General features: G+C 71.8%; 14 protein-coding genes, 2 pseudogenes and 1 riboswitch. Of the genes and pseudogenes, 9 read left to right on the top strand and 7 right to left on the bottom strand.

The features are described 5' to 3' along the window. Window positions 1–131: 131 nt before the first annotated feature. Window positions 132–12,239, bottom strand: a complete 12,108-nt coding sequence (locus ACIRR8_RS12495; protein WP_404062664.1) for an amino acid adenylation domain-containing protein — start codon at window positions 12,237–12,239, stop codon at window positions 132–134. 258 nt (window positions 12,240–12,497) lie between these two features. Then, the gene (locus ACIRR8_RS12490) at window positions 12,498–12,833 is read right to left on the bottom strand and encodes an antibiotic biosynthesis monooxygenase family protein (RefSeq protein WP_404062661.1); all 336 of its coding nucleotides are present in this window, start codon (window positions 12,831–12,833) and stop codon (window positions 12,498–12,500) included. Window positions 12,834–13,024: 191 nt separating this feature from the next. Further along, window positions 13,025–13,158, top strand: a riboswitch (cobalamin riboswitch). A 99-nt stretch (window positions 13,159–13,257) separates the two neighbouring features. Between ACIRR8_RS12490 and ACIRR8_RS12485 the strand changes: the two genes are divergently transcribed. The 3 genes from ACIRR8_RS12485 to ACIRR8_RS12475 are packed head-to-tail and all read left to right on the top strand — an operon-like array spanning window position 13,258 to window position 16,178. Then, window positions 13,258–14,367 (top strand): FecCD family ABC transporter permease, encoded by a 1,110-nt coding sequence (locus ACIRR8_RS12485; protein ID WP_404062659.1) that lies wholly within the window; start codon window positions 13,258–13,260, stop codon window positions 14,365–14,367. Then, a complete protein-coding gene (locus ACIRR8_RS12480) occupies window positions 14,367–15,140 on the top strand; it encodes an ABC transporter ATP-binding protein (protein WP_404062656.1) in 774 nt (257 codons plus the stop codon). Before ACIRR8_RS12485 ends, ACIRR8_RS12480 begins: the two co-directional genes overlap by 1 nt. Before the next feature lie 15 nt (window positions 15,141–15,155). Beyond that, the gene (locus tag ACIRR8_RS12475; RefSeq protein ID WP_404062653.1) at window positions 15,156–16,178 is read left to right on the top strand and encodes an ABC transporter substrate-binding protein; all 1,023 of its coding nucleotides are present in this window, start codon (window positions 15,156–15,158) and stop codon (window positions 16,176–16,178) included. A 77-nt stretch (window positions 16,179–16,255) separates the two neighbouring features. On the opposite strand, the gene ACIRR8_RS12470 is transcribed toward ACIRR8_RS12475, so the two are convergent. From ACIRR8_RS12470 to ACIRR8_RS12460, 3 genes are all read right to left on the bottom strand, one after another. Beyond that, window positions 16,256–17,089 (bottom strand): aldo/keto reductase, encoded by an 834-nt coding sequence (locus ACIRR8_RS12470; protein ID WP_404062650.1) that lies wholly within the window; start codon window positions 17,087–17,089, stop codon window positions 16,256–16,258. A gap of 185 nt (window positions 17,090–17,274) precedes the next feature. Then, window positions 17,275–18,690 (bottom strand): NAD-dependent succinate-semialdehyde dehydrogenase, encoded by a 1,416-nt coding sequence (locus ACIRR8_RS12465; protein WP_404062648.1) that lies wholly within the window; start codon window positions 18,688–18,690, stop codon window positions 17,275–17,277. Between the two features lie 177 nt (window positions 18,691–18,867). Then, complete coding sequence (locus tag ACIRR8_RS12460; protein ID WP_404062645.1) at window positions 18,868–19,773, bottom strand: NAD-dependent protein deacetylase; 906 nt, start codon at window positions 19,771–19,773, stop codon at window positions 18,868–18,870. A gap of 333 nt (window positions 19,774–20,106) precedes the next feature. Here ACIRR8_RS12460 and ACIRR8_RS12455 point away from each other — a divergent pair, with 333 nt between their 5' ends. Next, window positions 20,107–20,688, top strand: a complete 582-nt coding sequence (locus ACIRR8_RS12455) for a snapalysin family zinc-dependent metalloprotease (protein ID WP_404062643.1) — start codon at window positions 20,107–20,109, stop codon at window positions 20,686–20,688. Between the two features lie 125 nt (window positions 20,689–20,813). Here the strand turns inward: ACIRR8_RS12455 and ACIRR8_RS12450 are convergent, their stop codons facing one another. Beyond that, a complete protein-coding gene (locus tag ACIRR8_RS12450; RefSeq protein WP_404062641.1) occupies window positions 20,814–21,443 on the bottom strand; it encodes a TMEM175 family protein in 630 nt (209 codons plus the stop codon). A gap of 364 nt (window positions 21,444–21,807) precedes the next feature. Here ACIRR8_RS12450 and ACIRR8_RS12445 point away from each other — a divergent pair, with 364 nt between their 5' ends. Then, window positions 21,808–23,208: a hypothetical protein gene (locus tag ACIRR8_RS12445; RefSeq protein WP_404062638.1), complete on the top strand. Its 1,401-nt coding sequence runs from the start codon at window positions 21,808–21,810 to the stop codon at window positions 23,206–23,208. A 114-nt stretch (window positions 23,209–23,322) separates the two neighbouring features. Here the strand turns inward: ACIRR8_RS12445 and ACIRR8_RS12440 are convergent. Beyond that, a pseudogene (locus ACIRR8_RS12440) lies at window positions 23,323–23,733 on the bottom strand (alpha/beta fold hydrolase); the annotation flags it as partial. On the opposite strand from ACIRR8_RS12440, the pseudogene ACIRR8_RS12435 reads away from it, so the two are divergent. From ACIRR8_RS12435 to ACIRR8_RS12420, 4 genes and pseudogenes are all read left to right on the top strand, one after another. Then, window positions 23,725–24,029 (top strand): annotated as a pseudogene (locus tag ACIRR8_RS12435) (DUF6009 family protein); the annotation flags it as partial. The pseudogenes ACIRR8_RS12440 and ACIRR8_RS12435 overlap by 9 nt on opposite strands. A gap of 111 nt (window positions 24,030–24,140) precedes the next feature. Beyond that, the gene (locus ACIRR8_RS12430) at window positions 24,141–24,314 is read left to right on the top strand and encodes a CsbD family protein (protein ID WP_078618934.1); all 174 of its coding nucleotides are present in this window, start codon (window positions 24,141–24,143) and stop codon (window positions 24,312–24,314) included. A 722-nt stretch (window positions 24,315–25,036) separates the two neighbouring features. Then, the gene (locus ACIRR8_RS12425) at window positions 25,037–25,171 is read left to right on the top strand and encodes a hypothetical protein (protein WP_404062636.1); all 135 of its coding nucleotides are present in this window, start codon (window positions 25,037–25,039) and stop codon (window positions 25,169–25,171) included. 254 nt (window positions 25,172–25,425) lie between these two features. Continuing rightward, complete coding sequence (locus ACIRR8_RS12420) at window positions 25,426–25,821, top strand: hypothetical protein (protein ID WP_404062633.1); 396 nt, start codon at window positions 25,426–25,428, stop codon at window positions 25,819–25,821. Window positions 25,822–25,930: the final 109 nt, after the last annotated feature.

Here is a 25,930-nt window from a genome sequence, read left to right as displayed (position 1 = left end):
GCGCGGAGATGCGCGACTCTGTCGGCTTTTCTCCCGGCGCGACGGTATCGAAAGGTGAATCCGCTGTTCCGGAGCCCCTCCGTCCGGATTCTTCTGCCGTCCGGAGGGGCTCGGAGAGACAATCCTTACGTTTACTCGGCGCGGGTCCTTTCCGCCATCTGCCGGACCACATCCGGGCCTATGGCGTGGGTGAGCAGATGGAGCGGCGCCGCACCCGTTCCGCCGGCTTCCGCCGCAGCCCAGTAGGCCAGGCCGGTGGCCGCGTCGACCGGCCCGCGAACGAGCGGTACGTCGGTTCCGGAGGCGTGGAGCAGGGACTCCAGCCGGCAGGACGCGATGGTGCCGGGCAGCGCGGGCTGCGCGAGGTATCCGGCCACCGCGGCGGCCGGCAGCCCGTCGGCCACCTGCCGCTCCACGGTCCCGACGCTCAACAGCCCGCCGCCCACCACCAGGACGTCCTTCGCCCGCTCCATCCGGCCGAGGGCCCGCCCGGTGTCGAAGCAGTGCGGGAACGAGTCGTCCACCACCGTCGTACCGGGTTCGAGACGGTCCACGTCGAGGAGCGTGCCGCCGCCGCTGACCGCCGCGACGATCAGGCGCGCCCCGTAGACCGCGTCGGGCAGCCCGCCGACCGATTCGAGTACGTCGACCTCATCGGCCAGACCGCGTTCGCGGAGGTGCTCGGCCAGCTCCTTGAGGCGCGGTCCGCTGCCCGGTACGTCGCAGAGCAGGAGTCGCGCGGGCGGGCCCGCCGCCTGGCCGAGCAGCAGCTCCAGGGACGAGGAGCCGATGGAGCCCAGCCCCACGAACGCGACGGTGAGGTTGCCCAGTTCCTGTCGAGTGGCGTCGAGCGCGGCGTGGACGGTCCTGACGACGGAGACGACGGTCGCCGCATGCCCGGTGGTCACGGCCGTGGCCGCTCCGGTGGCGCCGATGGCGCGCAGGACGTCGAACCCGTAGCCGGTGAGCGAGGGGATCATGCCGGCGAGGGAGACGGTCCGGGCACCGAGGGACGAGGCGAGCTCCACGCCGCGCGCGGTGTGGTGGAGGAGAGCGGAGCCCGGTGCCAGTTCGTCCGCGAACAGCGGGACGCACACGAAGCCCGAACGCCCCAGCGGGGTGCTCAGGGTCTCCAGGAGGCGCGGGCGCCCGTCCGGGAAGAGGAGGGTGCGCAGCTCCTCACGGGGCAGCGCCGCCTCCGGCAGCCGAGCCAGCCGGGCGAGGTGGGCCGGGGACGGCAGATAGCCGATGAGCGCGGCGTCCATGCCCTGCGCCCGCTCGTCTCTCGCAGAGCGGCTCTCGGCCCGCCGCTGCTCCGGAACCGGCGCGGCCGCCGCATGCGTCAACGCATCCCGTACCGCCTCCGCGAACGCGGTCAGGGCCTGCGGTGCGAACGCCGCAGCCGATGCGCGGACCGTGAGCCGCAGCCGCCCGGAGTCCAGGCCGGCCGCCAGGAACACATCCGTACCGACCGGAGGCGGGGTGTACTCGCCGGTGCCGTCCGGACGGCCGACCGTGAGGGTCCGCCCGCTCTCCGGCCCCAGCGCGGAGAAGTCCAGGTAGGTGAAGAAGAACTGCGAGGACAGCGGCAGTCCGCCTGGCAGGGACGGTACGGGACCTTCGTGGACCTGAGCCGTCGTCGCCTCGGCGACGACCCGCCGCAGATCGTCCGCGAAGTCCGCGTCGGAGGTCCGCCCGGAGCCCGGACCGGCCGGCCGCAGCGGCACGGCCGTGGCATAGGGACCGAACACCCGGTGCGCGTCCGCCAGCGCGAGGTCCCTGCCGCTCACGGCGAGCCCGAGCACCAGATCCTCCCGACCGGTCGCCGCCACGAGCGCCCGGTAGTAGGCGGTCAGCACGGGAGCGTAGAGGGTGGCACCGGTACGGGAGGCGAGGGCGCGCAGCTGCTCCACCTGGTCCGCCTCGATGGTGAACTCTCGCGCGTGGAAAGGCACATGACGGCTCGCCTCACGTCCGCTCCCGCCGCTTCCGCCGCTTCCGCCGGTCCCGGTGGTTTCGGCGGTGAGGACCGGCTGCCGGTAAGGAGCGCTGAGCAGCTCCCACCGGCTCCCGTCCGCCGTCGCCGCCTCCGTCCGCGCGGCGAGATGGGCGGCGTGGTCGCGGAACGTGCTGCGCAGCGGGGCCAGGGCCGGCTCCTCACCGCGGGACAGCGCGTCGTACACGGCCGTCACCTCCCGGATCAGGAGCGCCGCGCTGTAGCCGTCACCGATGATGTGGTGCGCGTGCACCAGGAGTACGTGGTCGTCGGGAGCGAGGGTGAGCACCCGCAGGCGCAGCAGGGGCCAGGCCCAGGGTTCGAAGCGGCGCGCCCGTTCGGCGGCGGCCCTGTCGTCGACGGCACGCGGGTCGGAGAGGGTCTCGAAGTCGACCGGCAGACGCAGGGACGGCGGCAGCTCCTGCTGGACAGCCGGGCGTGCGCCGGCGGGAAAGACAGTGCGCAGCATGGGATGCCGTACGACGAGGGCGTCCACCGCTTGCTGGAAGCGGGCGGGGTCGAGCGGGCCGCGCAGGCGGAGTCGGGTGAGCCAGGACGACGCCTCACCGGGTGCGACGGCTTCCGCCAGCAGGAAGCCCCGTTGGGTGGGTGTGAGCGGGAAGGGCGCGGGCCCGGCGCCGTCCGTCACGGCCGTGACGGGACCTGTGGCGTCCACGGAGTCCGACTCCGAGGTGGCCGCATCCACGGCGGCGGCGAGTGCGGACAGGGTGCGGTGACGGTAGATCACGGTCGGCCGGGGGAGCGGACCGCCGCCCTCCTTCTCCAGCCGGGCGAACACCTCCAGCACGAGCAGGGAGTCGCCGCCGAGCGCGAAGAAGTCGTCCTCACGGCACACGTCGTCGGCCTGGAGCAGGACCGACCAGATCCGGGCCAGCCGGACCTCGGTCGCCGTCGCGGGCGGCGTACGCAGAACATCGCCGGACGCGGACGCCCCGCTTCCGCAGTCCACCCGGCCGCCCGAGGACAGCCCCGAGAAGAGTTCGAGCACCCGCCGCCGGTCGATCTTGCCCGTCCCGGTGAGCGGCATCGCATCGACCGGAGTGATACGGGACGGCACCATGTACGACGGCAGGGTCCGCGAGAGATGGTTCCGCAGGCCCACGGCGTCCGCGCCGGACGCTCCCGGCCTCGGGGTCACGAACGCGATGAGGCGGCCCTCCTGGAGGAGCACCACGGCCTGCGCGATGTCTGGATGGGCCCGGAGCACGGCCTCGATCTCACCGAGCTCGACCCGGTTGCCGCGCACCTTCACCTGGTCGTCCAGCCGCCCGAGGAACTCCAGGGTGCCGTCCTCGGCAACCCGCGCACGGTCTCCGCTGCGGTACCAGCGCCGCCCGCGCCGATAGGTGAACGCGGCTTCGGTCAGGGCGGGTTCACCGAGGTATCCCGGTGTCAGACCGGTCCCGGCGATGAGCAGCTCTCCGGCTTCGCCGGGCTGCCGGAGTTCGCCGTCGGGCCCGACGACCTCCACCTCCGTCCCGGCCACCGGGCGGCCGATGGGCAGCCGGCGTACGTGGTCGGCGGGCCGGGCGCCGATGATGTGGCAGGTCGTGTTGATCGTGGCCTCGGTCGGCCCGTACAGGTTGGCGATGCGCTGCCCGTCGCCGAAGAGATCGAACCAGCGGCGCACATGGGTGGGCGACAGGGCCTCGCCGCCGACGTGCACCCACCGGAGGGCGGAGAGCCCGGGCCGTGGCGCGCCGCGCCGTACCCGCTCCTCGGAAGCGGTGAGGAGCTGTTCCCAGAGGGTGGGCACCGAGCTCCACACGGTGATCCGGGCGCGTTCGACATGCGTCAGCAGGAGGTCGGGGTCGCGCAGGAGGTCGCGGTCCACCGTCACCACGGTCGCGCCGACGAGCAGAGGCGCGAGGAGCTGGCGGACGGAGGCGTCGAAGCAGAGCGAGGCCGTCTGGGCGAGGCGGTCGTGCTCGTCGTACCCGAAGGTGCCGATGGCCCAGGAGAGGTAGTTCTCCATCGAACGGTAGGTGATGGGCACGGCCTTGGGGCGGCTGGTGGACCCGGAGGTGAAGATCACGTAGGCGATGGAGTCCGCGTCGACGGGATGGTCGACGGGACGGCCGGGAACCTCGCCGTACCCCCGAGCGTCGACCGCCGCCCCATCGGCTGAGACCAGGCTGACGTCACCGAGGGCTTCGCCCACCGTACGGGTCGCGGCATGGCAGAGCACCGTACGGGCTCCCGAGCGGCCGAGCTGGCCCGCGAGGCGCGCGGCCGGGTGTCCGGGGTCCAGCGGCACCCAGCCGGCTCCGGCGCGCAGGACGGCGACGACCGAGACGACGGCGTCGGCGCCGGGCTCGGTGAGCAGCCCGACCAGGCTTCCCGGAGTGACACCGTGGGCCACGAGCCGGGACGCGAGGGCCTGGGAGGCACGGTCGAGTTCGGCGTACGTCAGACTGCCGGTGCCCGTATCGACGGCGACCGCGTCCGGAGCGGCCCGGAACCGGGCGAGCAGCCGCTCCACGATCGTGGCGGATCCTGTCGCGGCGCCGGTGGCCTCGGCCAGGGCTGTCAGCTCGGCGTGGAAGTCGCGGTCCAGCCGCGCCACCGTCGCCGCGTCGAAGAGCCGGACGGGGAAGTTCCACGAGAAGCGCAGGACCGGGCCGTCCTGCCAGCACAGCAGGCTGAGGCGGGTGGCCGGGGTGCCGGTCCCGGCCGCCGTCGGCCGGACGGTCACCGGGCACCGCGCGTCGAGTGCCGCCGGGAAGCGGGCGAAGCTGAACCCGGCCGGGCTCACCGTCCGCGGCCCCGCCCAGGCCGGGTCGTCCGGCACGAGCCGGGCCAGGTCGAGGCTGGTGGGCGCCGCATGCCGCTCGCTCTCCAGCCAGATCCGCCCGAGCCGCTCGGCCAGGACTTCGACCGGCTCGTCCGGGTCGTTCGCGCACAGCAGCGGGAGGGTGTCGGCAAGCGGCCCCACGAGCCGGTCCAGACCCGGCAGCCGGGCGTCCCGCCGGGCGCGGGCGACGTTCACCGCGACCTCGCGCTGCCCGCTCCACCGGCCCAGGCACCGCACATGGACGGCGAGCAGCAGATGGAACAGGCTCACACCGAGCGCGGCGGCCCGCTGTTCCAGCGCGGCGGTCGCCTGCGCGTCGAGTGCGCTGAGACGGGTCGCCAGAGGCGCGGCCGGAAGGCCGGCGGGATCACCGTCGTACGGCAGCCGAAGCGCCTCGCCCCGGCCGGCCAGCCGTTTTGACCAGTGGCGCAGGCCGGCGGCGAGAGCCTCGGCACCGGCCGCGGACGACCGCTCCTCGGCGGCAGCGGCGGAGTACCCCGCGAAGTCGGTCGGCAGGGAAGGCAGTTGGGTTGCGGGGTCCTCTCCTCGGGCGAGGGCGGTGTAGAGCGACCAGAGTTCCCCGGCCAGGATGTTGAGGCTGTAGCCGTCACCGGCCGCATGGTGGATCACCAGCACCAGATGGGCCAGGTCCGAGGTCTCGCGGGCGAGGACCGCACGGACGGGAGGCTCGGCGGAGAGGTCGAACGGCCGGTTGCGCAGGGCGCTTTCGAGTTCCTCGACGGGACCGGGCCGCTCGCGCACCTCGTACCAGTGGGCCAAGGCGGTGGCGGGCGCGACGTACTGCCGGGGCGCTCCACCGGACTTGCCGGGGCCGTTCTCGATGCGGATCCGCAGCATGGCGTGCCGCTCGGCGAGCGCGGTGAGCGCGCGGCCGAGAAGGTCGCTGTCCAGGGGCCCTTCGACGGTCTGGCGGACATACCCGTGGGCCGGGACGTCCGGGTGGAGCCGGCCGCTGGTGTGCAGGGCCAGCTGGACCGGGGTGAGCGGGAACGGCATCCCGTCCGCGACGGAGGAGGCGGACATGGGCGGGGCCGGTGCGTGGTCGGCGGGAGCGTTGAGGTGGGCGGCCAGCTCGCGGACGGTCCGGTACTCGAAGAACAGCGTGGCGGGCAGGGAAGCGCCCAGCTCCCGCTCCAACTGCCGTACGAGATCGACGGCGGCGAGCGAGTCCAGACCGAGGGTGAGGAACGGCGCGTCGTCGGGGATCTCGGAGGGCGGCAGCCGCAACGCCGCGCCGAGGAGGCGGCGCAGCAGGGCGGCGGTACCGGCGGTGGTATCCGCATCTGCGCCCGCGACAACCGGCGACCGGGACGATCGTGCATCCGGTACGGACTCGGCCGCCGCCCCCGCCACGGGCAGCGAGGCCCCGGCGACGACAGCCGCACCCTCCACGGGCGGAGACGACACCGCCAGATCGGCCAGCAGCAACTGCGCCGCATCGACCCCGCACGCCGTACGGAGCGCCGCCAGCGCGGGACCGGTGGCCACCGGCCGGCCGCCCACCCGCTGTACGGCGGGGGAGTCCGGCACCGATCCTGCGTTGAGGCCCGCGGCCATGCCCGTCCCGGCGAACGCGGCGAGGTTCACGGACTGCCAGGGCCGGCCGGCCCGCCGCTCCGATGCGGCGAACGCGTCGAGGAAGGCGTTGGCACCGGCGTACTCGCCCAGGCCGCCCGCCAGTCCCGGCAGCAGCGCGGAGACGGACGAGAACGCGACACGGACCGCCGGATCGAGTCCGTACCGGCGCAGGGCCGCGGCGAGCAGCACGGTGCCCCGCGTCTTCGCGGCCAGGACGGCGGCGGTCTCCTCGGCACGTCGGTTCCGCAGAGTGCCGGGGCGGACGACTCCGGCCGCATGGAAGAGGCCGTCCAGACCGGGCAGTTGGGCGATGAGTGCGTCGACGTCCCGCTCGGCCGAGACATCGGCCACGCGGTAGTGGACGGTGGCGCCGAGCGCCCGGAGTTCCGCGACGAGTTCCGCGGGAGGCCGCGGGGAGCGTCCGGCGAGGACGAGGGTGGGGCGGCCTCTCCCGGCCAGGTCCCGGGCGAGCGCGCCGCCGATCCCGCCGCCACCTCCGGTGATGAGGAAGGTGCCGTCGGGCGGCAATGGGGACCCGGCCGCCTCCTTCACCGCCAGAGGCGCGATCGTACGGCTGAGCCTGCGGCCCGCCCGCCAGGCGACGGTGATGGCCTCGCCCGGAGCGCCGCCGTCCGCACGCAGTTCGGCGAGCACGGCGGCCAGCCGCCGGGCCGGGGTGTCCGACGAGCAGAGGTCGACACCGGTGGCCGAGCAACCGGGTGCCTCCGCAGGCAGGGCCAGCAGCGCCCCGCACAGAACCGCGTGGGCGGGGCGAGGCCGCTCGGGCACGGCTCCGGTGGTGTGGACGTCCTCCGTCAGCACCACCATCCGGCGCGCCCGCGTCGCGTCGAGCCCGGCGAGCGCCACGTCGAAGGCGGCCAGCGCGATCTCCTGCGCCCGGGCGAGCGCATCGGCGCCCTCGTCCACCTCCGGAGCGGAACCGGCCACCAGCACGACCGCGTCCGGCGGCTCCTGCTCCTCGCTGCCGGTGTGCAGCCGGAAGCCCTCGGCGGCCAGCTGTTCGCCGAGCCGCTCGACGGACGCGGCGTCAGGCCCGGTCAGCAGCACGGAACCCACCGCCGCCTCTGCGGAGGCCTCGGGCAGCGCGGAGTCCTCCCAGAGCACGCGGTGCAGCAACGGGTTCACCGGCGGATCGGCCCAGTACCGGTCGCGTCGGAAGGGATAGGTGGGCAGCGGGACCCGACGGTGACCGACGTCGAGCGCGGTACGGTCCAGCGGAACCCCACGCGACCACAGCCGCCCGACGGTCTCCAACAGCGCCCGGAGCCCGTCACCGCCAGGCGTGCGGATGTCCGAACCGCCAGACAGAGCGGGAACGACCAGCACACCACGATCCCGGCGGGCTTCCACCGCCTCGCGCGGCTCGTCGGCAGCCATACCCTCCGTGTCGGCCACCCGACACACCCCCGCAGCTGCCGCCGCACGCGTCGCACCCGCCAGAGTCGCCCCGTGCCCGACCTCCACGAACGTGTCGTACCCCTCCCCGGCCATCCGCTCCACCGCGGCCCCGAACAGCACCGGCCGCAGGGCGTGGTTGCGCAGGTACTCCGGGCCGAGGACCGGCTGCCACGCGCCGGTGACCGTGCTCATCAGCGGGACGGACGGGTCGTGGAGCGTGAGCGCACGGGCCGCGTCGGCGAGCTGCTCCGCGACCGGGCGCATCAGCGGCGAGTGGAAGGCTCGGGAGACCCGCAGACGGCGTACGGGAATGCCCAGAGCGTCGAGGTCGCGCGCGGCCCGCTCCACCGCGGAGACGGAACCCGAGAGAACCTGAAGCCCCGGACCGTTGTACGCGGCCACGGCGAGGTCACCTTCAGCCTCCGCCACCACCGCGGCGACGGCCTCCTCACCTCCGCGGACGGCGATCATGGCGCCCGGCTCGGTGAACGCGCCCATGAGACGGCCGCGTTCGGCAGCGAACCGTACGGCGTCCCGCAAAGTCAGCACTCCGCCGACACAGGCGGCCGCGATCTCCCCGACGCTGTGTCCGGCGACGGCGTCGGGCTCCACGCCCCACTCCCGCAACTGCCGGGCGAGCGCGATCCCGGAGGCGACGAGCAGCGGCTGCGCCACCTCCGTCAGAGCCTGGGCATCGCGGTCCACATCAGGCTCCACCGCCCACTCCACCAGCGACCGCCCGCCCACCGGCCCGAGGAGCGCGGACGCCTCGTCGAGGGTCTCCCGGAACACCGGCGCCGTACGGTACAGCGCCCGGTCCCGCCCGGGGAACTGCGCACCTTGCCCGGGAAACAGGAAGACGAGTCGCGGCCGCGAACGGGCGACGCCCGACGTACGCTCCACGGACGCTGTGAGCCGGGCACGCAGATCACCGTCCGCGACGACGGCGAGCCGGTAGGGACCGTCGTCCCGGGACGTGCTCGCGCTGAGGCAGACATCGCCCTCATCCAGCTCCGGCCGGCTGCCCAGATGGGAGGCGAGCCGCTCCGCCACCTCCCGCAGGCCGTCCGCGCTGCGGGCCGACAGGGTCAGCAGACGCGGCCCGCCGTCCACGCTCTCGTACGGGGCTCGGGCCGGCGCCTCCTCCAGTACGGCATGGGCGTTGGTGCCGCCGAAACCGAAGGCGTTGATGCCCGCCACGAGCGGCCCGGCAGACGTCCACTGCCGGGCCTCCGTCAGCACGCGGAAACCGGCGGACGCGAGGCCCGGTGAAGGGGACGCGTGGTGCAGGGACGGAGGAAGCGTGCGGTGGTTCAGCGCCAGCACGACCTTCACCAGCGCGGGCAGGGCGGCCGCGTTGAGCAGATGGCCGAGGTTCGTCTTCACCGAACCGAGCAGCCGCGGCTCGCCGTCGGCCCGTACCGGAAACGCGTGGGCGAGCGAACGCAGCTCGATCGGATCACCCACGGCCGTGCCCGTCCCATGAGCCTCCACGTAGGTCACCGAGGCGGGATCGACCCCGGCCGTCTCGTAGGCCCGGGTGATGACCTCGCGCTGCCGCAGCGGATTGGGCGCCATGAGGCTCATCGAGCGGCCGTCGTTGTTGACGGCCGTGCCCCGGACCACCGCGAGTACGGAGTCGTCGGCGGTACGGGCGTCGTCCAGACGAGTCAGGACGACGGCGGCGCCCCCCTCACCGGGGACGAAGCCGTCGGCGTCGGTACTGAAGGCGCGGCTGCGGCCGGTGGGGGAGAGGGCCTGGGCCTCCTCCAGCAGACGGTGACCGGTCGACGTCAGGTGCAGGTTGACCCCGCCGACCACCGCGAGATCGCACTCGCCGTCCAGGAGGCTGCGCCGCGCGAGGTGCAGGGCCACCAGCCCCGACGAACAGGCCGTGTCCACGGCGAGCGCGGGACCGTCGAGGTCGAGGCACTGGGAGACGCGGGCGGCGATCAGGTTCGGCAGGTTGCCGGTGAGCGTGCCGGGCAGCGGAGACCCGCCGGCGGATGCCCGGTCCAGCACCTCCCGGTAGCCGCTCTCCCCGACGGCCGCGAAGACCCCGATCCTGCGGCCGCGCCGACGGGGCCCCGCGTATCCGGCACGTTCGAGCGCCTCATGCGCGAGTTCGAGGAAGAGCCGCGCCTGCGGGTCGAGCGCGCGGGCCTCGTCCTCGCCGATGCCGAAGAAGCCGGCGTCGAAAGCGGCGGGATCGTCGAGCAGAGCACCCCAGCGCTTCGGCGGAGCGGCCGACCGGGAGCTCGCGTCGTCCCATCGCCCGTCCGGTACGGAGGTGACGGCGTCGTGCCCGCCGACGAGCAGCTCCCAGAACGCGTCGGGCGTATCGGCGCCGGGGAACCGGCACGCCATCCCGATGACCGCTGCGGCGGCTGCCCGGTCCTGCCGGTCATGAGGCGCGGACGCGGGACGCACCGGCCCGGGTTCCGGAACGGGCAAGGCCGCCAGCAGATGCCCGGCCAGCGCCGCGACCGTCCCGTGGTCCCGGATCACCGCAGGCGGCAGGGTCAGTCCGAACGTGTCCTCCAGGGCCACGAGCACCTCCATGGCCTTGAGCGACGTCCCACCGAGGCTCCCGAACGCCTCATGGAGGCCGATCGACTCGACGGCCCGCCCCAGCACCCGCGCCCACACCTCCCGTACGAGCTGTTCGGCTTCGCCGCGCGAGCGCGGAGCCCCGGCCCGTGCGGGACCGGAGGCCGCAGCACCGGCCGAGGCCGCATCAACGGTCGGAGCCACACGACCAGCCGAGGCCGCACCACCGACCGCAGCCGCGTCACTCCCCCCATGGGCGCCCGCCTCGAACCGCTCCCGCAGCCGCTGCCGCTGCAGTTTCCCGCTCGTCGTCCGGGGAAAGCCGCCCGGAGGCAGGGCCAGCACCCGTACGTCGTCGTGGAGCAGTGCCTCGCGAACCCGGGCCGCGACCCGTTCGAGCACCTCCGCCGCCTCGCGCGGCGGCCGGGCCCAAGGGACGAAGACGACCACGCGCTCGCCACCCGTCACGGGATCGGTCGAGCCGATCACCGCAGGAGCGCCGGGCGGCAGCCCGGGCGTCGCCGCCGCGACCGCCTCCATGTCCGGGGCGTGGAAGGTGCGGCCGTTGAGGAAGAGCACATCCTTGTGGCGCCCGGTGACGCACAGCCGCCCGTCCCGCAGGAACCCGAGATCGCCGGTACGCAGCCACCCGCCGGAGAACACATCTGCGCTCACACCGGGAAGGCCGTGGTAGCCACGGGCCAGCTGAGGGCCTCGCACCGTGATGTGCCCGACCCGCCGGTCGCCGAGCTCCGCACCGCCGTCGTCCACGATCCGTACGGCACAGCCCGCCACCGGAACCCCGACGTCCATCAGCTCGACCGCCCCCGCGCCCGCCACGCCGTCGACTGCCTCGCCCCGGCTCAGCGCCTCCCGGTCCAGGACCAGCGGCTCGGCCACCTCTCCCGGCGGCGGGAACGTCACGGCCAGCGTCGCCTCCGCCAGCCCGTAGACCGGCTGGGGCGCCGCCGGATCCAGCCCGGCCGGACGCATCCTGCGGGCGAACTCCCTCCACACCGCGGCCGCGATCGGCTCCGCACCCACCAGCATCAGCCGTACGTTCGACAGATCCAGCCGCTCGACGACCGCGCCGGGAACCCGCCGTACGGCCAGTGCCAGCGCGAAGTTGGCCGCGGACAGCACGGTGGCCCGGTGCCGGTCCGCCACCTCGAACCACACTTGGGGCCGCTTGGCGAACGACAGCGGCCCGATCTTCACCTGCTTGGCGCGGGCGGCCAGCGGGGCGAGATGGGTCCCGATGAGCCCCATGTCGTGGAAGTACGGCATCCAGCTGACCACCACGTCGTCCGCCGCGAGCGCCGAGGCCTCCCGTATCTGCGCCAGATTGGCCAGCACCGCACGATGGGTCACCTCCACCCCCTTGGGCGCACCGGTGCTCCCGGAGGAGAACTGCACGAAGGCGACCTCGTCCGGCCCGGCCCGGAAAGGCTCCCGCAGCACCGGCCCTTCCCGCAGCACATCGAGCGTGAGAGCGCGTACGCCGTCGGGCAGTTCACCGGCCACCGGCCTGGTCGCCGCGTCCACGACGACGGGTGGCCGGCCCAGGTGCTCCCAGACCGGCAGCACGCGCCGGGCGTCGGGAGCCAGCGGCACGGGGACGAGCCCGGCGGCGAGCGCGCCCCAGAACATGGGCTGGAAGTCCTCGCTGCGATCGGCGAGCAACGGCACACAGGTCCTCGGCACGACACCGGCCTCCCGGAAACCGCCGGCCACACGCAGCGCATCGTCGAGCAGCTCAGGCAGGGCGACGGTCAACTCGCTGCCGTCACCGCGGACATGAACGACCACCTGGCCAGGAGCCTCACGGACCGCGCCCAGCAGTACATCCAGCAGTGTCATGTCGTCGTCCCCCGGTACGTTCTCCACACGCGCGGCAAGGCGCGCGCTGAACTCTTACGGAGGGACCTCGCCCCGATCACCGCTCACCGGCCCCCCGTTACCGATCTTAGGAAACGCCCTGGCCGCAGGGGATCAACCGCCGGGAGGAGACGCCGTGGGCCCTGAGTCTGACCCGGGGCGCCGCGAAGGGATACGACAGCACCGGGTGACACGGGCGCACTCTCATACCGGAGGGTCACACCCATGCCACCCGGCTGTCTACTCAGCGGTAGCCGGCCCGGCCTGCTGCACCACCTCGAAGGACCACACGGTGGACCCGCTCGCCGCCGGCTTGGGACGCTCGCCGCCTTCGGCGCCGCCACCGCCCTGGTGCGCGGCCTTCATCGGGCCCTCCATCCAGGCCTGGAAGGAGGCCTCGTCACGCCAGCGCGTGTAGACGAGGTAGTTGTCCGTGCCCTCGACGGGCCGGAGAAGCTCGAACCACTCGAATCCGTCGGAGTTCTCGACGGCATGGGCCCGGGACGCGAAGCGCTTCTCCAGCACCTCGCGCTGTTCCTGGGGGACGGTCAGCACATTGATCTTGACTACGCTCATGTCCTCATCCTGCCGTACGGCCCCCGCCCGGAAGAGCGGCGGCCCCGCCGCGCAGGCGAACGAGCCGGGCCGCCCGAGCCGGCTCCTGGCATCAGGCCCCCGCTACGGCCCGCCGGTGCGAGCGGACGATCCGGCGCCGGATCGGGTCGACGTCCAGGATCCTGGGCCGACCGGGAGCCCTGCCCCGAAGACAGTGCGGACGCAACCGATATGCTGCGACCTCCCCGCGGGGGAAGTCCGGTCGAAGTCCGGCGCTGACCCGCAACGGTAGGCGGAACCCTCGGTTCTGTAAGCCCGATCACCCGTGGCGGAACAGGCTCCTGACCATTCGCCGTGGACTGCGAAGGGCGCTGCGCGGGACGGCCGCCGTCCGGGCTGCTCCTCCTTGCGCGCTCGTACGGCCCGAGGCGAAAGCGACCGCCCTGTGGCCACGTCTCCCGACCGCATACCCGCCAAGCCGTCGCGCCCCTCGCGCGGCGGCACCGGACCGGCACCACCCCGCCGCGTACCCGTGCCGGTCCTCCTGGCCGCCCTGTCCCTCGCCCTTCCGCTCTCGCTCGTCTGCGGGGCCGGACTCGGCGCGTCCGGGCTCTCCTGGAGCGAGGTGCTCCGCTATCTGTGGGCCGGGCTGACCGGCGGAGCCATCGGGCCCGACGAGGTGTCGGCGTACACCATCGTCTGGGAACTGCGCCTGTCGCGGGCCGTGCTGGCCGCCATCGTCGGAGCGGGTCTGTCGGCCATCGGTGTCGCCGTCCAGGCCATGGTCCGCAACGCGCTCGCGGACCCGTTCGTGCTCGGTATCTCCTCCGGAGCGGCGGTCGGCGCCAACGCCGTCCTGATCTTCGGTGCGCTGGGGGCGCTGGGCATCTGGGCCCTGTCCACCGCGGCGTTCGTCTCGGCGCTGCTCGCCATGACGCTCGTCTACGCGGTCGCCCGCACCGAACGCGGACTGACCCCGCTACGGCTGGTCCTGACGGGGACCGCGATGTACTACGGCTTCTCGGCCGTCACCACGTTCATGGTCTTCGCGGCCGAGCGCGGCGAGGCGGCCCGCTCCGCGATGATGTGGCTGCTCGGCAGCCTCAGCGGGGCCAACTGGGCCTCCGTACCGATCGCCGCGGCCGTGGTACTCGCCGGCCTCGCCCATCTCGCCTGGTCGGCACGGCGCTTGAACGCCCTCGCCATGGGGGACGAGACCGCGGCGGCGCTGGGCGTGGACCCCGGCAGACTGCGCAAGGAGCTCTTCCTGGTCTCCGCGGCCGTCACGGGAGCGGTCGTCGCGGTGAGCGGAGCGATCGGCTTCGTCGGCCTGATGGTCCCGCACGCCGTACGGATGCTGGTGGGCGCGGACCACCGCCGGCTGCTGGCCGTCGCACCGCTCGCCGGAGCCGTCCTGCTGATCTGGGTGGACATCCTCTCGCGCGTCGTGCTGGCACCCGTGGAACTTCCGGTGGGCGTCCTCACCGCCGTCATCGGCGTCCCCTGCTTCATCCTGCTGATGCGCCGCCGGTCCTACTCCTTCGGAGGCATCTGATGCGGATCGACATCGACGCGCTGACCGTCGAGATCGCCGGCGCACGGCTGGTGGACGAGGTGACCCTGGGCGCGGCCGAGGGCCGGTTCGTCGGCCTGGTCGGTCCCAACGGCAGCGGCAAGTCCACCCTGCTGCGCTGCGTCTACCGGGCCCTGCGCCCCACCGCCGGCGCGGTCCGCGTCGGCGGTGAGGACCTGCACGCCCTGAGCGCACGGGAGGGCGCCCGCCGGCTGGCCGCACTCCCGCAGGAGGCCGGCGCGGAGTTCGACTTCACGGTGGCCGAGGTCGTGGCCATGGGGCGGATGCCCCACCAGGGGCCGATGGCCCGGACGACCGACGAGGACCGCCGCCGCTGCGTCGACGCACTGGCGGGGGTCGGCGCGGCCCACCTGGCCGAACGAGGCTTCCTCACGCTCTCCGGCGGCGAGAAGCAGCGCGTCCTGATCGCCCGCGCGCTCGCCCAGGAGCCCCGGGTCCTGGTCCTGGACGAGCCGACCAACCACCTGGACATCGCCCACCAGCTGGAGATCCTCGCGCTCGTCCGGGCCAGCGGCCTGACCGTCCTCACCGCCCTGCACGACCTCAACCTCGCCGCTCTCCACTGCGACCTCGTCCACGTCATCGACGGCGGCCGGATCGTCGCCTCCGGAGCCCCGTACGACGTCCTGACCACCGAGCTGCTGGCCGAGGTCTTCGGCGTACGCGCCCACCGTGTCGCCCACCCCGAGACCGGCGCTCTCCAGCTGCTCTTCGACCTTCCCACCACTCCTTGAGGAGCCTCACCCGCCATGCAGAACCGCATACGCCCCGCAGTCGTCGTGCTCGCCGCCGCCCTGGCCCTCACCGGCTGCGGAGCGGACGTCACCTCCCAGGGCGACGGAAAGGACGGTAACTCCGAGGCCGACCGGCACTACCCGGTGACCGTCGAGAACTGCGGCGAGAAGAAGAGCTTCGACAAGGCGCCGCGGCGCGTCGTGACGAACGACGTCGGCATCACCGAGATCATGTTCGCCCTCGGCCTTGAGGACCACATGGCCGGCTACGTGATGCCCGACGACAAGGGCGACATGACGTCCGTCCCGTGGAAGGACGGCTACCAGAAGACGAAGTGGCTCTCCAAGGAGCGCATCAACAAGGAACTCGTCCTTGACGCCCGTGCCGACCTGGTCTTCGCCGGCTGGAACTACGGCTTCAACGAGGGCGAAGGTTTCACGCCCGCCGAACTGAAGCGTGTCGGCGTCGACTCGTACCTCCTCAGCGAATCGTGCCGCAACGGCCAGGGCAAGGCGCGTGGAGTCATGCCGCCTCTCGAAGCGCTCTACACCGACCTGCGGAACCTGGGCATGATCTTCGACGTGAAGGACCGCGCGGACACCCTGGTCGCGTCCTTCCAGAAGCAGGTCGAGGAGGCTCGGGCGAAGGCGCCGAAGGGCAGCGACCGCCCGCGTGTCTTCCTGTACGACGACGGCAAGGACAAGCCGCTGACCTCGGGCGCGTACGCCGGACCGCACGACATCATCACCAAGGCCGGCGGCGACCACATCATGAAGGACCTCAAGGACAGCTGGACGACGGTGGGATGGGAGACCGTGGTCGACCGTGACCCCGAGGTCATCGTCATCAACAACTACGGGGACACCACCGCCGCGCAGAAGCGCGCGTTCCTGAAGTCGTACAAGCCGCTCGCCAACGTGTCCGCGATCAAGAACGACCGGATCGTCGTCCTGGACTACGTGGACCTGGTGGAGAGCCCGCGCAACCCGGCGGCCATCAGCTCGCTGGCGGAGGATCTGCGGAAGTCCGTCTCGTAGCCCGCCCGTGATGCGGGAGGGCCCGGCCCCGGGAGCAGCCCCGCGGACGGGCCCTCGCACACCGCCTCGACGTCCGGTCAGCCGTTGAACGTGTCGGGGTCGGGGCCGGTGCGCTCGTCACGGTTGAGGGCGGAGATCTCACCGATGTCGCCTTCGGTGAGCTCGAAGTCGAAGAGCGCGAAGTTCTCCTGGATCCGCTTCAGCGTCACCGACTTGGGGAAGACGACGTCCCCGCGCTGCAGGTGCCAGCGCAGCACCACCTGCGAGGCCGACCGGCCCAGCCGCTCGGCGATGCGGGTGATCGCCGGGTCCGAGAGCACCCTGCCCTGGGCGATGGGCGACCAGGCCTCCGTGGCGATGTCGTGCTCGGCGCCGAAAGCCCGTACGGAGTCCTGGGTGAGGTAGGGGTGCACCTCGATCTGATTGACGGCGGGCACCACCGTGCTGCTCTCCAGGAGCCGGCGCAGATGGTTGGGCTGGAAGTTGGAGACCCCGATCGCCTTGGCCCGGCCCGACCGGTAGACCTCCTCCAGGGCCTTCCAGGTGTCCACGAAGTCGCCCGAGGTGGAACCGGGCAGGGGCCAGTGGATGAGGAAGAGGTCCAGGTACTCGAGACCGAGCTCGTCCATGGTGCGGTCGAACGCCCGCAGGGCGTCGTCACGCTGGTGCGCGTCGTTGTTCAGCTTGCTGGTGACGAAGACGTCGGCACGGTCGATCCCGGAGTCCCGGACCGCCTGGCCGACCTCCTTCTCGTTGCCGTACATCTGCGCCGTGTCGATGTGCCGGTAGCCGGTCTCCAGAGCGGCCAGCGTGGTCTCGCGGGTCTCCTCAGGCGGGATCTGGAAGGTCCCGAAGCCGAGCTGGGGGATCGTCACACCGTTGTTGAGGGTGATGCCGGGTACCGCGGGCACGGTGAACTCCTTGCTGTCGACGCCTCGGAAGGCGGTGGGGGATGGGTCCGGGAGGGGCGGTCGTGCCGGTCCTCCGCGCGGGCCGGAAACGTGATGCGTACGTAGGGCGCTCCGGGCGGACCGCCATGCGCTGCTGCCATGTGGCCCTGCAGCGAGGGACGGGGTACGGCCCCGGGTGCTGCTGCTCAGCCCGCGATGCCCTGCAGTTCGGCGTCGGGCGGCAGCACACGTACGAGCTTGCGGTTGACGAACTCCTGCATGCCGAGCTTCGACAGCTCCCGCCCGTAGCCGGAGCGCTTGATCCCGCCGAACGGCAGGTCGGGCTGGGTCGAGGTCGGGTGGTTGACCCAGACCATGCCGGTCTCCACCCGCTCGGCCACCCGGCGGCCGCGCTCCACGTCAGAGCAGAAGACGGACCCGCCGAGGCCGTACTGGCTGTCGTTGGCGAGCGCGATGGCCTCGTCCTCGTCCTGGACCCGGTAGATCACGGCGGCGGGGCCGAAGAGCTCCTCCGCGTACGCCCGCATGCCGGGCTTGACGCCGGTGAGGATCGTGGGCTCGACGAAGGCGCCGGGGCGGTCGATCCGTCCGCCGCCGATCACCAGCTCAGCCCCCTGCTCCACGGTCTCGCGGAGCTGCTCGGCCAGGTCGGAGGCGGCCTGCTCGGAGGAGAGCGGCCCCAGCGTCGTCGCCTCGTCGGACGGATCGCCGGGCGTGAGCGCCGCGAACGCACGGCGCATCCCCGCGACGAAGTCGTCGTAGACCTCCGCGAGGACGATGAAGCGTTTCGACGCCACGCAGCTCTGCCCGGTGTTGGCCATCCGTCCGGCCACCGCGGCACCGACCGTACGCTCCAGCCCCTCACCGTCGAGGACGATGAAGACATCGCTGCCGCCCAGCTCCAGCAGGCTCGGTTTCATGTTGCGGCCGGCGCGTTCTGCGACCTGCGCCCCGGCCCGCTCGCTGCCGGTCAGCGAAGCGCCCTTCACCACCGGGCTGTCGATGATGCGCGAGATCTCGTCATGGCTCACGAACAGGTTCGTGTAGACGCCCTCCGGCGCGCCCGCGTCGCGGAACAGCACCTCCAGGGCGAGCGCTGACTGCGGGCAGATCCCGGCGTGCTTGACCAGGACGGTGTTGCCGAGCACCAGGTTGGGGCCCGCGAAACGCACCACCTGGTAGAGCGGGAAGTTCCACGGCATGACGCCCAGCAGGACCCCGAGCGGCTCGTCGACGAGATACGCCTCGCCCTCCTCGACGTCGAGCCGCTCGTCGGCGGCGAAGCCGGGCCCGTGCTCCGCGTAGTACGTGAGGATCGACGCGGCGAGGTCCACCTCGCCGCGCGCTTCGGCGATCAGCTTGCCCATCTCCAGGGTGATCAGGCGGGCCAGGGTCTCCTTGCGCTCCTTCATGAGCTCGGCGACCCGCCCGACCAGCGCGGCACGTTCCTCGACGCTCCGCTTCCGCCACGCGTCGAAGGCGTCGCCCGCGGTCTCCAGGACGGCGTCCACCTCCGCCCCCTCGATGGCCGGGAACTCCGCGAGGGTCTCCCCGGTGTACGGATTGACGGTGGCGAACGAACTCTTGCGCTGCTCTGACATGGAATCTCCAGAACGACGGGTGGTGCACGAGGCGGAACGCTGCGCTCCGCCTCAGTGCGGGGTACCCGACTTGGTGGACCGGAAACTAGCCAAAAGCATCCACATGGGTGGAAAGTGCTCACCGAGTGTCGCGATCTGTTACGGAGGGTTGCGCTGAGGCCTTGGTGCCCGCCTGGCTCACCCGATAGCGGTCGACCCGTCGTCGACAGGAATACCCAGCCGGTCGGCCACGGTGGTGAGGGCCGTTCCCAGCGGGAGCGCGACGCGGGTGACGGCGTGACGGTCGCCCCGGGTCGGATCCCGGTTGACGATCAGCACGGGCTGTCCGGCCTGGGCGGCCTGGCGGACGAACCGGAGCCCGGACATCACCGTCAGCGAGGATCCCAGGACCAGCAGCGTGTCCGCCTCGCGGACCAGTGAGCGGCAGCGCTCCACCCGCTGCGGGGGCACGGTTTCCCCGAAGAAGACCACATCGGGTTTGAGGATGCCGCCGCAGAGGGTGCACGGCACCACGCGGAAGTCCCCGACCTGCTCGTCGGTGAGGTCGGCGTCGCCGTCCGGGTTGATCGTGGCGGCGACCGGCGCGAAGCCCTCGTTGGCCTCCTCCAGCCTCCGGGCGAGCTCGCGGCGCGGGCTGAAGGTGCCGCAGGAGAGGCAGACCACGCGGTCCAGGCTCCCGTGAAGCTCCACGACCTCATCGCTGCCGGCGGCCTGGTGCAGACCGTCGACGTTCTGCGTGATCACGCCGGAGAGCATGCCGTGCCGTTCGAACGCGGCCACGGCCCGGTGCCCGGCATTGGGGCGGGCGCTGCCGAAGGTGCGCCAGCCGAGATGGCTGCGCGCCCAGTACCTGCGACGGGCCTGGGCCTCGGCGGTGAAGTCCTGGTACGTCATCGGAGTGTGCCGGCTCAGGCTCCCGCCCTCGCCCCGGTAGTCGGGGATGCCCGACTCGGTGGAGATGCCGGCCCCGCTCAGTACCAGCACGCCGCCCCTGTCCAGGGCGTCGGCGACCGGCTCCAGATCGGTGGTGCCCGGCGACGCCTCCTCGGTGGGGGTCCAGCTCAGGGTGGGACGCATCCGCATGTCTTCAGAGTACGGAACGGCCACGGTTCTCTGCCGTCGCCACCGCACCGTCCCGCATCGTCCCGTGCTCATGGGCGACAGGCTCGATCCGGCCATGGCTGCGTGAGTGTGGTTCGGCCGGTACGCGAAGGTGCTGCCGATCCGTAATCGGCACCGGTGATTTCCGGCCTATGTCGGATGTCAGGGGCATGGCGAACACCTCGCGGTGGGCATAGGTCCTGCGGCCCTGGAGGTTCGCCAACCGGCCTTCTCTACCCGCTGGTTGGCGCAACCGCCCGCCCCGCACTCTCGGCTCCGCTCCGGGGCCGAGCCCCCATGAGTGAAGGGACAGCAATGCTGAATTCGAGAGGCCTGAAGGCGGCCGGCATCGCCGCGTTGATCACCTTGACCACCGTCACGGCGGCGAACGCCACGCAGGCGCCGACCCCGCGCGTCGCGGAGAGCGCGGCAGCCGCGGTGACCCTCCGTTACGACGCGAGCCGGGCCGGCGGCTGGGAGGCGGCGATCACGGCCGGGGTCGCCTCGTGGAACGCGAACGTGGGCAACGTCAAACTGGTCAAGGCCGCGCCCGGGACGCGCGCCGAGATCCAGATCGTCGCCACCAACGGCTGGCCCCAGGCCACACTCGGGCCGGTACGGCCGGGCGGCCAGGTACGGGTGGAGCTCGGCAGCCAGGCTGTCACCGAAGGCCATGACAAGACCCGTATCACCGCTCACGAGCTGGGCCACAGCCTGGGTCTGCCGGACACCAAGCCCGGCCCGTGCTCCCAGCTGATGTCGGGGTCGAGCGCCGGTATCAGCTGCCGGAACGCGGTCCCGAACGCCACCGAGCGGTCCCGCGTCGAATCCTTCTACGCCAATGGCGCGGCCTCGCGCACGCCGGCCGACGGACGGGTCCGGGTGGACGCGCCTTAACGGAACGCGCGGCGAGCGAGCGGCGCCCGGCCCGACCGGCGCCGCTCCTCGCACACTCCAGGAACCGGAGTGCCGGGCACCTGTCCCCGGGGCGTGCTCCCGTACGCACGGAAACGGCACAGGTCTCAGCCCTCCCGCCGGGTGCTCCGCAGCCGCCGCTCCCGCCGGCCGAGGACGGTCTTCAGCGGGAAGAGGGCGAGCCAGCACCACATCGCCACTTGCGGGTCGATGAGGGCGACGGGTACGGAGGCGCCGAAGACGACGACCGGCGCGATCAGGTCCGCCGCGGTGTCCTGCCACTCACCCACGGCGCGCACACCGTGCCGGCCCCTCAGCGTCGCGAACATGGCGAGCTGCAGCAGGTCGATGGCGCAGATGGTCGCCGCGTACATCACCACCGCCCAGGTCTCGCGCGCTCCGTACTCGGCCAGCAGTGACGTGGGAAACGGGACGATGGCGATCACGCCGAGCACGGCGAGCGTCAAATGCTGGGGAAGGCCGCCCGTCTTCGCGGACATCAGCAGGATCTGCCGCTGGTCGCGCCAGAAGATGGCGAGGATGAGGAAGCTCAGAGCGTAGGCGGCGAGCTGGGGTGTGCTCTCGCGCAGCGCGTCGTGGAACTGCTCGGAGTCCAGACCGGGCGCGATCCTGACGTCGAGGGCGAGAAGCGTCATGGCGATCGCGAAGATGCCGTCGGACAACGTGATCAGACGGTCGGGGCGTGCTGAAGCGCTGGCATTGCTCACCTGGCTCACCCTGGTCCCTCGCCCATCACCGGACGCGAATTGCTCCGACTGCGGGCACGCCGCCCTCCCGTTCCGGCAGCGGCCGTCGGCGTCAACCGTCCGGCGGCTGTTTCACTCCGGGCAGGAGGGAAAAGGTGGGCTTCCGGCCAGGACGTGGGTGCAGGAAGAGCGGCGTGAGGCGAGTGGGACGGGAGCGTTCCGACACCGGTGATCGGCCCATGGCAACGGTCGGCGCCCACGGCGTGAAACGCGGCGCACGGGGTTGGCTGGCGGCCGCCAGTGGTCGCTTTACGTAATGAGTCGCATGCCTTGAGCTACTGGCTGTCCGGTCTTGCTACGGAGGGTCCGGGCATCGACCTGAGGGGGAAGACCCATGACCACACCTTCCGCTCCACTTCGCGTCGCGCTTGCCAACGGCAGTTTCGAGGAACCTGTGGTGTCCGGGGTGGAGATCCTGCCGGACGCCTCCCAGGCGCAGGCGGCCAAGTATGTGCCGGGCTGGCTGACCACAGCGACCGATCACAGGATCGAGCTGTGGCGGTCGGGCTTCAACGGGGTGCCGGCGGCCCACGGCGCCCAGTTCGCCGAACTCAACGCGAATCAGGTGTCCACGCTCTACCAGGACCTGCCGAGCACGCCCGGTACGACGCTGTACTGGCGGCTGTACCATCGTGGCCGCCAAGGGGACGACACCATGGCGCTGGACATCGGCGCGCCCGGCTCCACGGTGGAGCAGCGGCGGTTCACCGACGGTACGAATGCCTGGGGCTACTACACCGGCACCTACACGGTTCCGGCGGGCCAGGTGCTGACACGGTTCGCGTTCCGCTCCATCTCGGCCGCCGGCGGCAATCAGGGCATCGGCAACTTCCTGGACGGCATCTTCTTCGGCACCGCTCCGTACGTGGAGCTCACCAAGATCGCCGTTCCGGCGGGGCCTCTGGAGGTGGGTGACACGGTCACCTACCGGGTCACCGCCAGGAACGAGGGCGGGGGAGCGGCGGAAAACCTCGTCCTGACCGATGTCATCCCGCAGGGGACGACGTACCTGCCCGGCTCCCTGCGCATCGTGGACGGCCCGAACACCGGGACCAAGAGCGACGGGCAGGGCGACGACCAGGCGTACTACGACACCGACGCCGACCAGGTCGTCTTCCATCTGGGCAACGGCGCTTCGGGCGCCTCGGGCGGCAGCCTGCCCAGCACCGAGACCCTCCCGGCCGGGACCACGGTGGAGTACCGCGTCGTCATCGACCGGGAGAGCGGCGGCCGACAGATAACCAATACGGCGACGGCCTCCTACGAGAACCGGCTCGGCGACACCCCGCAGCCTCTGACGTCCACATCCGACGAGCAGATCACCCAGGTCAAGCCCGCCGCCGACCTGTCCGTGACGAAGGCGGCCGACGCGACCACGGTCACCGTCGGCCAGACGGTCACCTACCGCATCACGGTCCACAACGCCGGCCCGAACCCGGCCACCGGCGTCTCTGTCACCGACCGGCTCCCCGACGGCCTGGCTTTCCTCTCCGCCGACGGAACCTCGGGTGACTACGACCCGACGACAGGGCGCTGGCTGGTGGGCGACCTGGCCGACGATGCCACGGCGACGCTCGTGCTCCGAGCCAAGGCCACGAAGCCCGGCGCACTCACGAACACCGCGACGGCCGAAGGGAACGAGAAGGACCCCGACGCCACCGACAACACCGACGCGGTCACCATCTGCGTGGACCCCGCACCTTCCTGCTGCGACCCATGCTCCACGGGAACGTAGGGAGGCGTCTCACACGTGGATGGCGGCACACCGGGGCTCCGGTGCGCCGCCATCCACGCGTGGCAAGGTCCGAGGACGAGCCGGCCGCGCCTCGGCTCCTCCGAGCCTTGGCCCTCACTCCTTGACGAACGCCAGTAGGTCGGGGTTGAGCACGTCGGGGTTGGTCGTCAGCATCCCGTGGGGGAGACCGTCGTAGCTCTTGAGGCGGCCGTATCTGAGGAGCTCGGCCGACAGCGGCGCCGAGTCGTCGTACGGCACGATCTGGTCGTCGGTGCCGTGCGCGACCAGGACGGGGACGTCGATCGCCTTGAGGTCCTCGGTGAAGTCCGTCTCGGAGAACGCCTTGATGCACTCGTAGTGTGCGTTGGCGGCTCCTCGCATCCCCTGGCGCCACCAGTTGTCGATCACTCCCTGGGACACCTCGGCGCCGGGCCGGTTGTACCCGTAGAACGGCCCCGAGGGGACGTCGAAGTAGAACTGCGCGCGGGTGGCGACGAGGGACGCGCGGAACGCCCGGATCGCCTCCTGCCCCGTCGCGGCAAGCCTCCTACCACCGCGACGGTCGCATGATCGGCTACGCACTCCTGAGCCCCCAGGCCAAAGCCTCCCGCTCCTCGGGGACCTTCCGCCGACGTGTCTTCCGGCTTCTGCCGCACGACCGCGACACCCAGCCCCCAGACCTCTCCGCCACCGGCGCCCCGGCCGAAGCCGTCGACCCCCGCACCCTGGCGCCCGCCACCAAGGGCTACAAGACCGAACGTTCCGAAGGCGGACCACCCTCCACCGCCATGCAGGAACTCGGAATAACCCTTCCACTGTGACCGCCTACGAGGACCGTGCCCACTCGCGAGTGGAGAGGCACGTTTGGAGACGGCGTCGGGGGTCAGACGGTGGATGACAGCAACGTCGAGCAGATCAAGGGTGTGAGTGTCATGGCTGCTGATGAGAAGGCCCAGGCGAAGACCGAACAGGCCAAGGGCAAGATCAAGGAAGTCGCCGGCCGTACCGTCGGCAACGAACGACTTACGGCCGAAGGCCGCACCGATCAAGCCAAGGGCGACGCCCGGCAGGCCAAGGAGAAGGTCAAGGACGCCCTCACCGACTGACACAGGCCGGCCGACTGCATCAGGCCCCGCGGAGCTCCGCTCCAGCGGGGCCGTGCTGTGTCCGTATCTGATGCTGACGAACCGCCCAAACCCAGGACACCGAAAGGAATTCGGTATGTCAGAGCCACACGGCGGATGGACGATGGGGCAGCGGGCTGCCGTGAAGCGGTACGTTCAGTTCGCTGCTGTATTCGCAGCCCTGGGCATCGCCTTCTCCATTTTTTTGATTACTTCTGGAAAGAGCGGAGGATGGGCACTTCTAGGAATTCTCGGGTGCATTTCTGTAGTGGGCTACTTCTTCATTCAGAGAGGGAAGAACGGGCGAGCCTGACAATAGGGCTCAACTGGTCACGGCACCACCCGCGGCCTGAGGATCTGCGCGTTTGCCAGGCCACCCGGTGGGCCTCACGCGGCCAGACCGGTGATCAAGACCGCGTATAGGCACGTCGTCACCGGTACAGCCGCGGTGAGGACGAGGCCTCGCACGGCCACCGCATTCCCACCGTCGGACAGGTGCTTCACCAGGATCGCCCGTTCTCCCGCAAATGGCCTGGGTGCCGTGAGTGACATCTGGGCCAGGCCGGAAAGCTAAGGGCAGCTGACTGCGGCAAGGAGTCCCTCAGTCGCACGTCCGCTGGCAGAGCTGGAAGAGGGCCGGGGACATGACTCGTCCGGCGTTCCGGGACTGCGCCCGCATCTGACGGACGGGTCCCGGGGGTACGGTGCGTACGACGCAGAACGACGGCACCATCCGCACCGTTGCCCGGGGCCACGTCACCGCGGTGATCCTCCTCGGCCACGACACAGCGACGATGACCATCCTCACCATCGCCTACGCGGGCACAGCTAACGCGTAAGCCGACCCGACCAGGCCGGACGCCGACGGCGCTGCGGATGTGGGTACCCCCGCCCGCGAGGGCTCCGTGAGCGGTGCAGCCTCCCACGCCCCGTATACCGGTCTCGGCCTCGCGCTTGTGATCTCACCTCGCGCACGCGGGGACCCCGTTGTGCCGGTGAGGTATCAGAAAGTGCGGCACCGGTGTTCCTTGTCCTGAAGTCCGGGTACCAGGCGGTCACGGCCGAACCGGCGGATGAACAGGGAGACAGCGAGATGGCGAAGAAGAAGGCTTCTGGCAGCACGGGCCCGAAGGCTGCCTCGGCAGCAAGCCGTTCCACACGGAAGGGCACGACCAAGAGCAGCAGGAAAGCCGCCGCCAGCGCACTGTCGCAGAGCCCCGGCAAGGCGGGCGCGGGCGCAAAGAAGACGACAGGTGGCCAGTCGGCATCCGCTGCGGGTAGGACGGTGGGGTCCAAGAAGGGGTCGAAGTCTGAGAAGAGGGCTGCAGCAAGCGCTCTTTCCCAGGCGTCGACCACATCCTCGGGCCGACCGCGCAAGAAGATACTCACTGCGGCCGCCAAGGTGCTGGCCGACAAGAAGTCGACCAAGGCCGAGCGCTCCGAGGCGGCGAGCACGCTCGCGCAGGCAGCGGCGTACGCGCTGAGGTAGGCGCGGGCCTTCCAGCAGCGTCGTGGGGGGGGGGGGGGGGGGGGGGGGGGCCCGCGGGGGGGCGGCGACCCCGCTGACCTCGAACGTGGTGCGGCGCGCCGCCAAAGCC

The sequence above is a fragment of the Streptomyces sp. NPDC101178 genome (assembly GCF_044767965.1).
In the GTDB taxonomy this organism is placed as follows: domain Bacteria; phylum Actinomycetota; class Actinomycetes; order Streptomycetales; family Streptomycetaceae; genus Streptomyces.
Note: the sequence above shows the minus strand (reverse complement) of the source record. Positions and strands in the feature narration are given on the sequence as shown.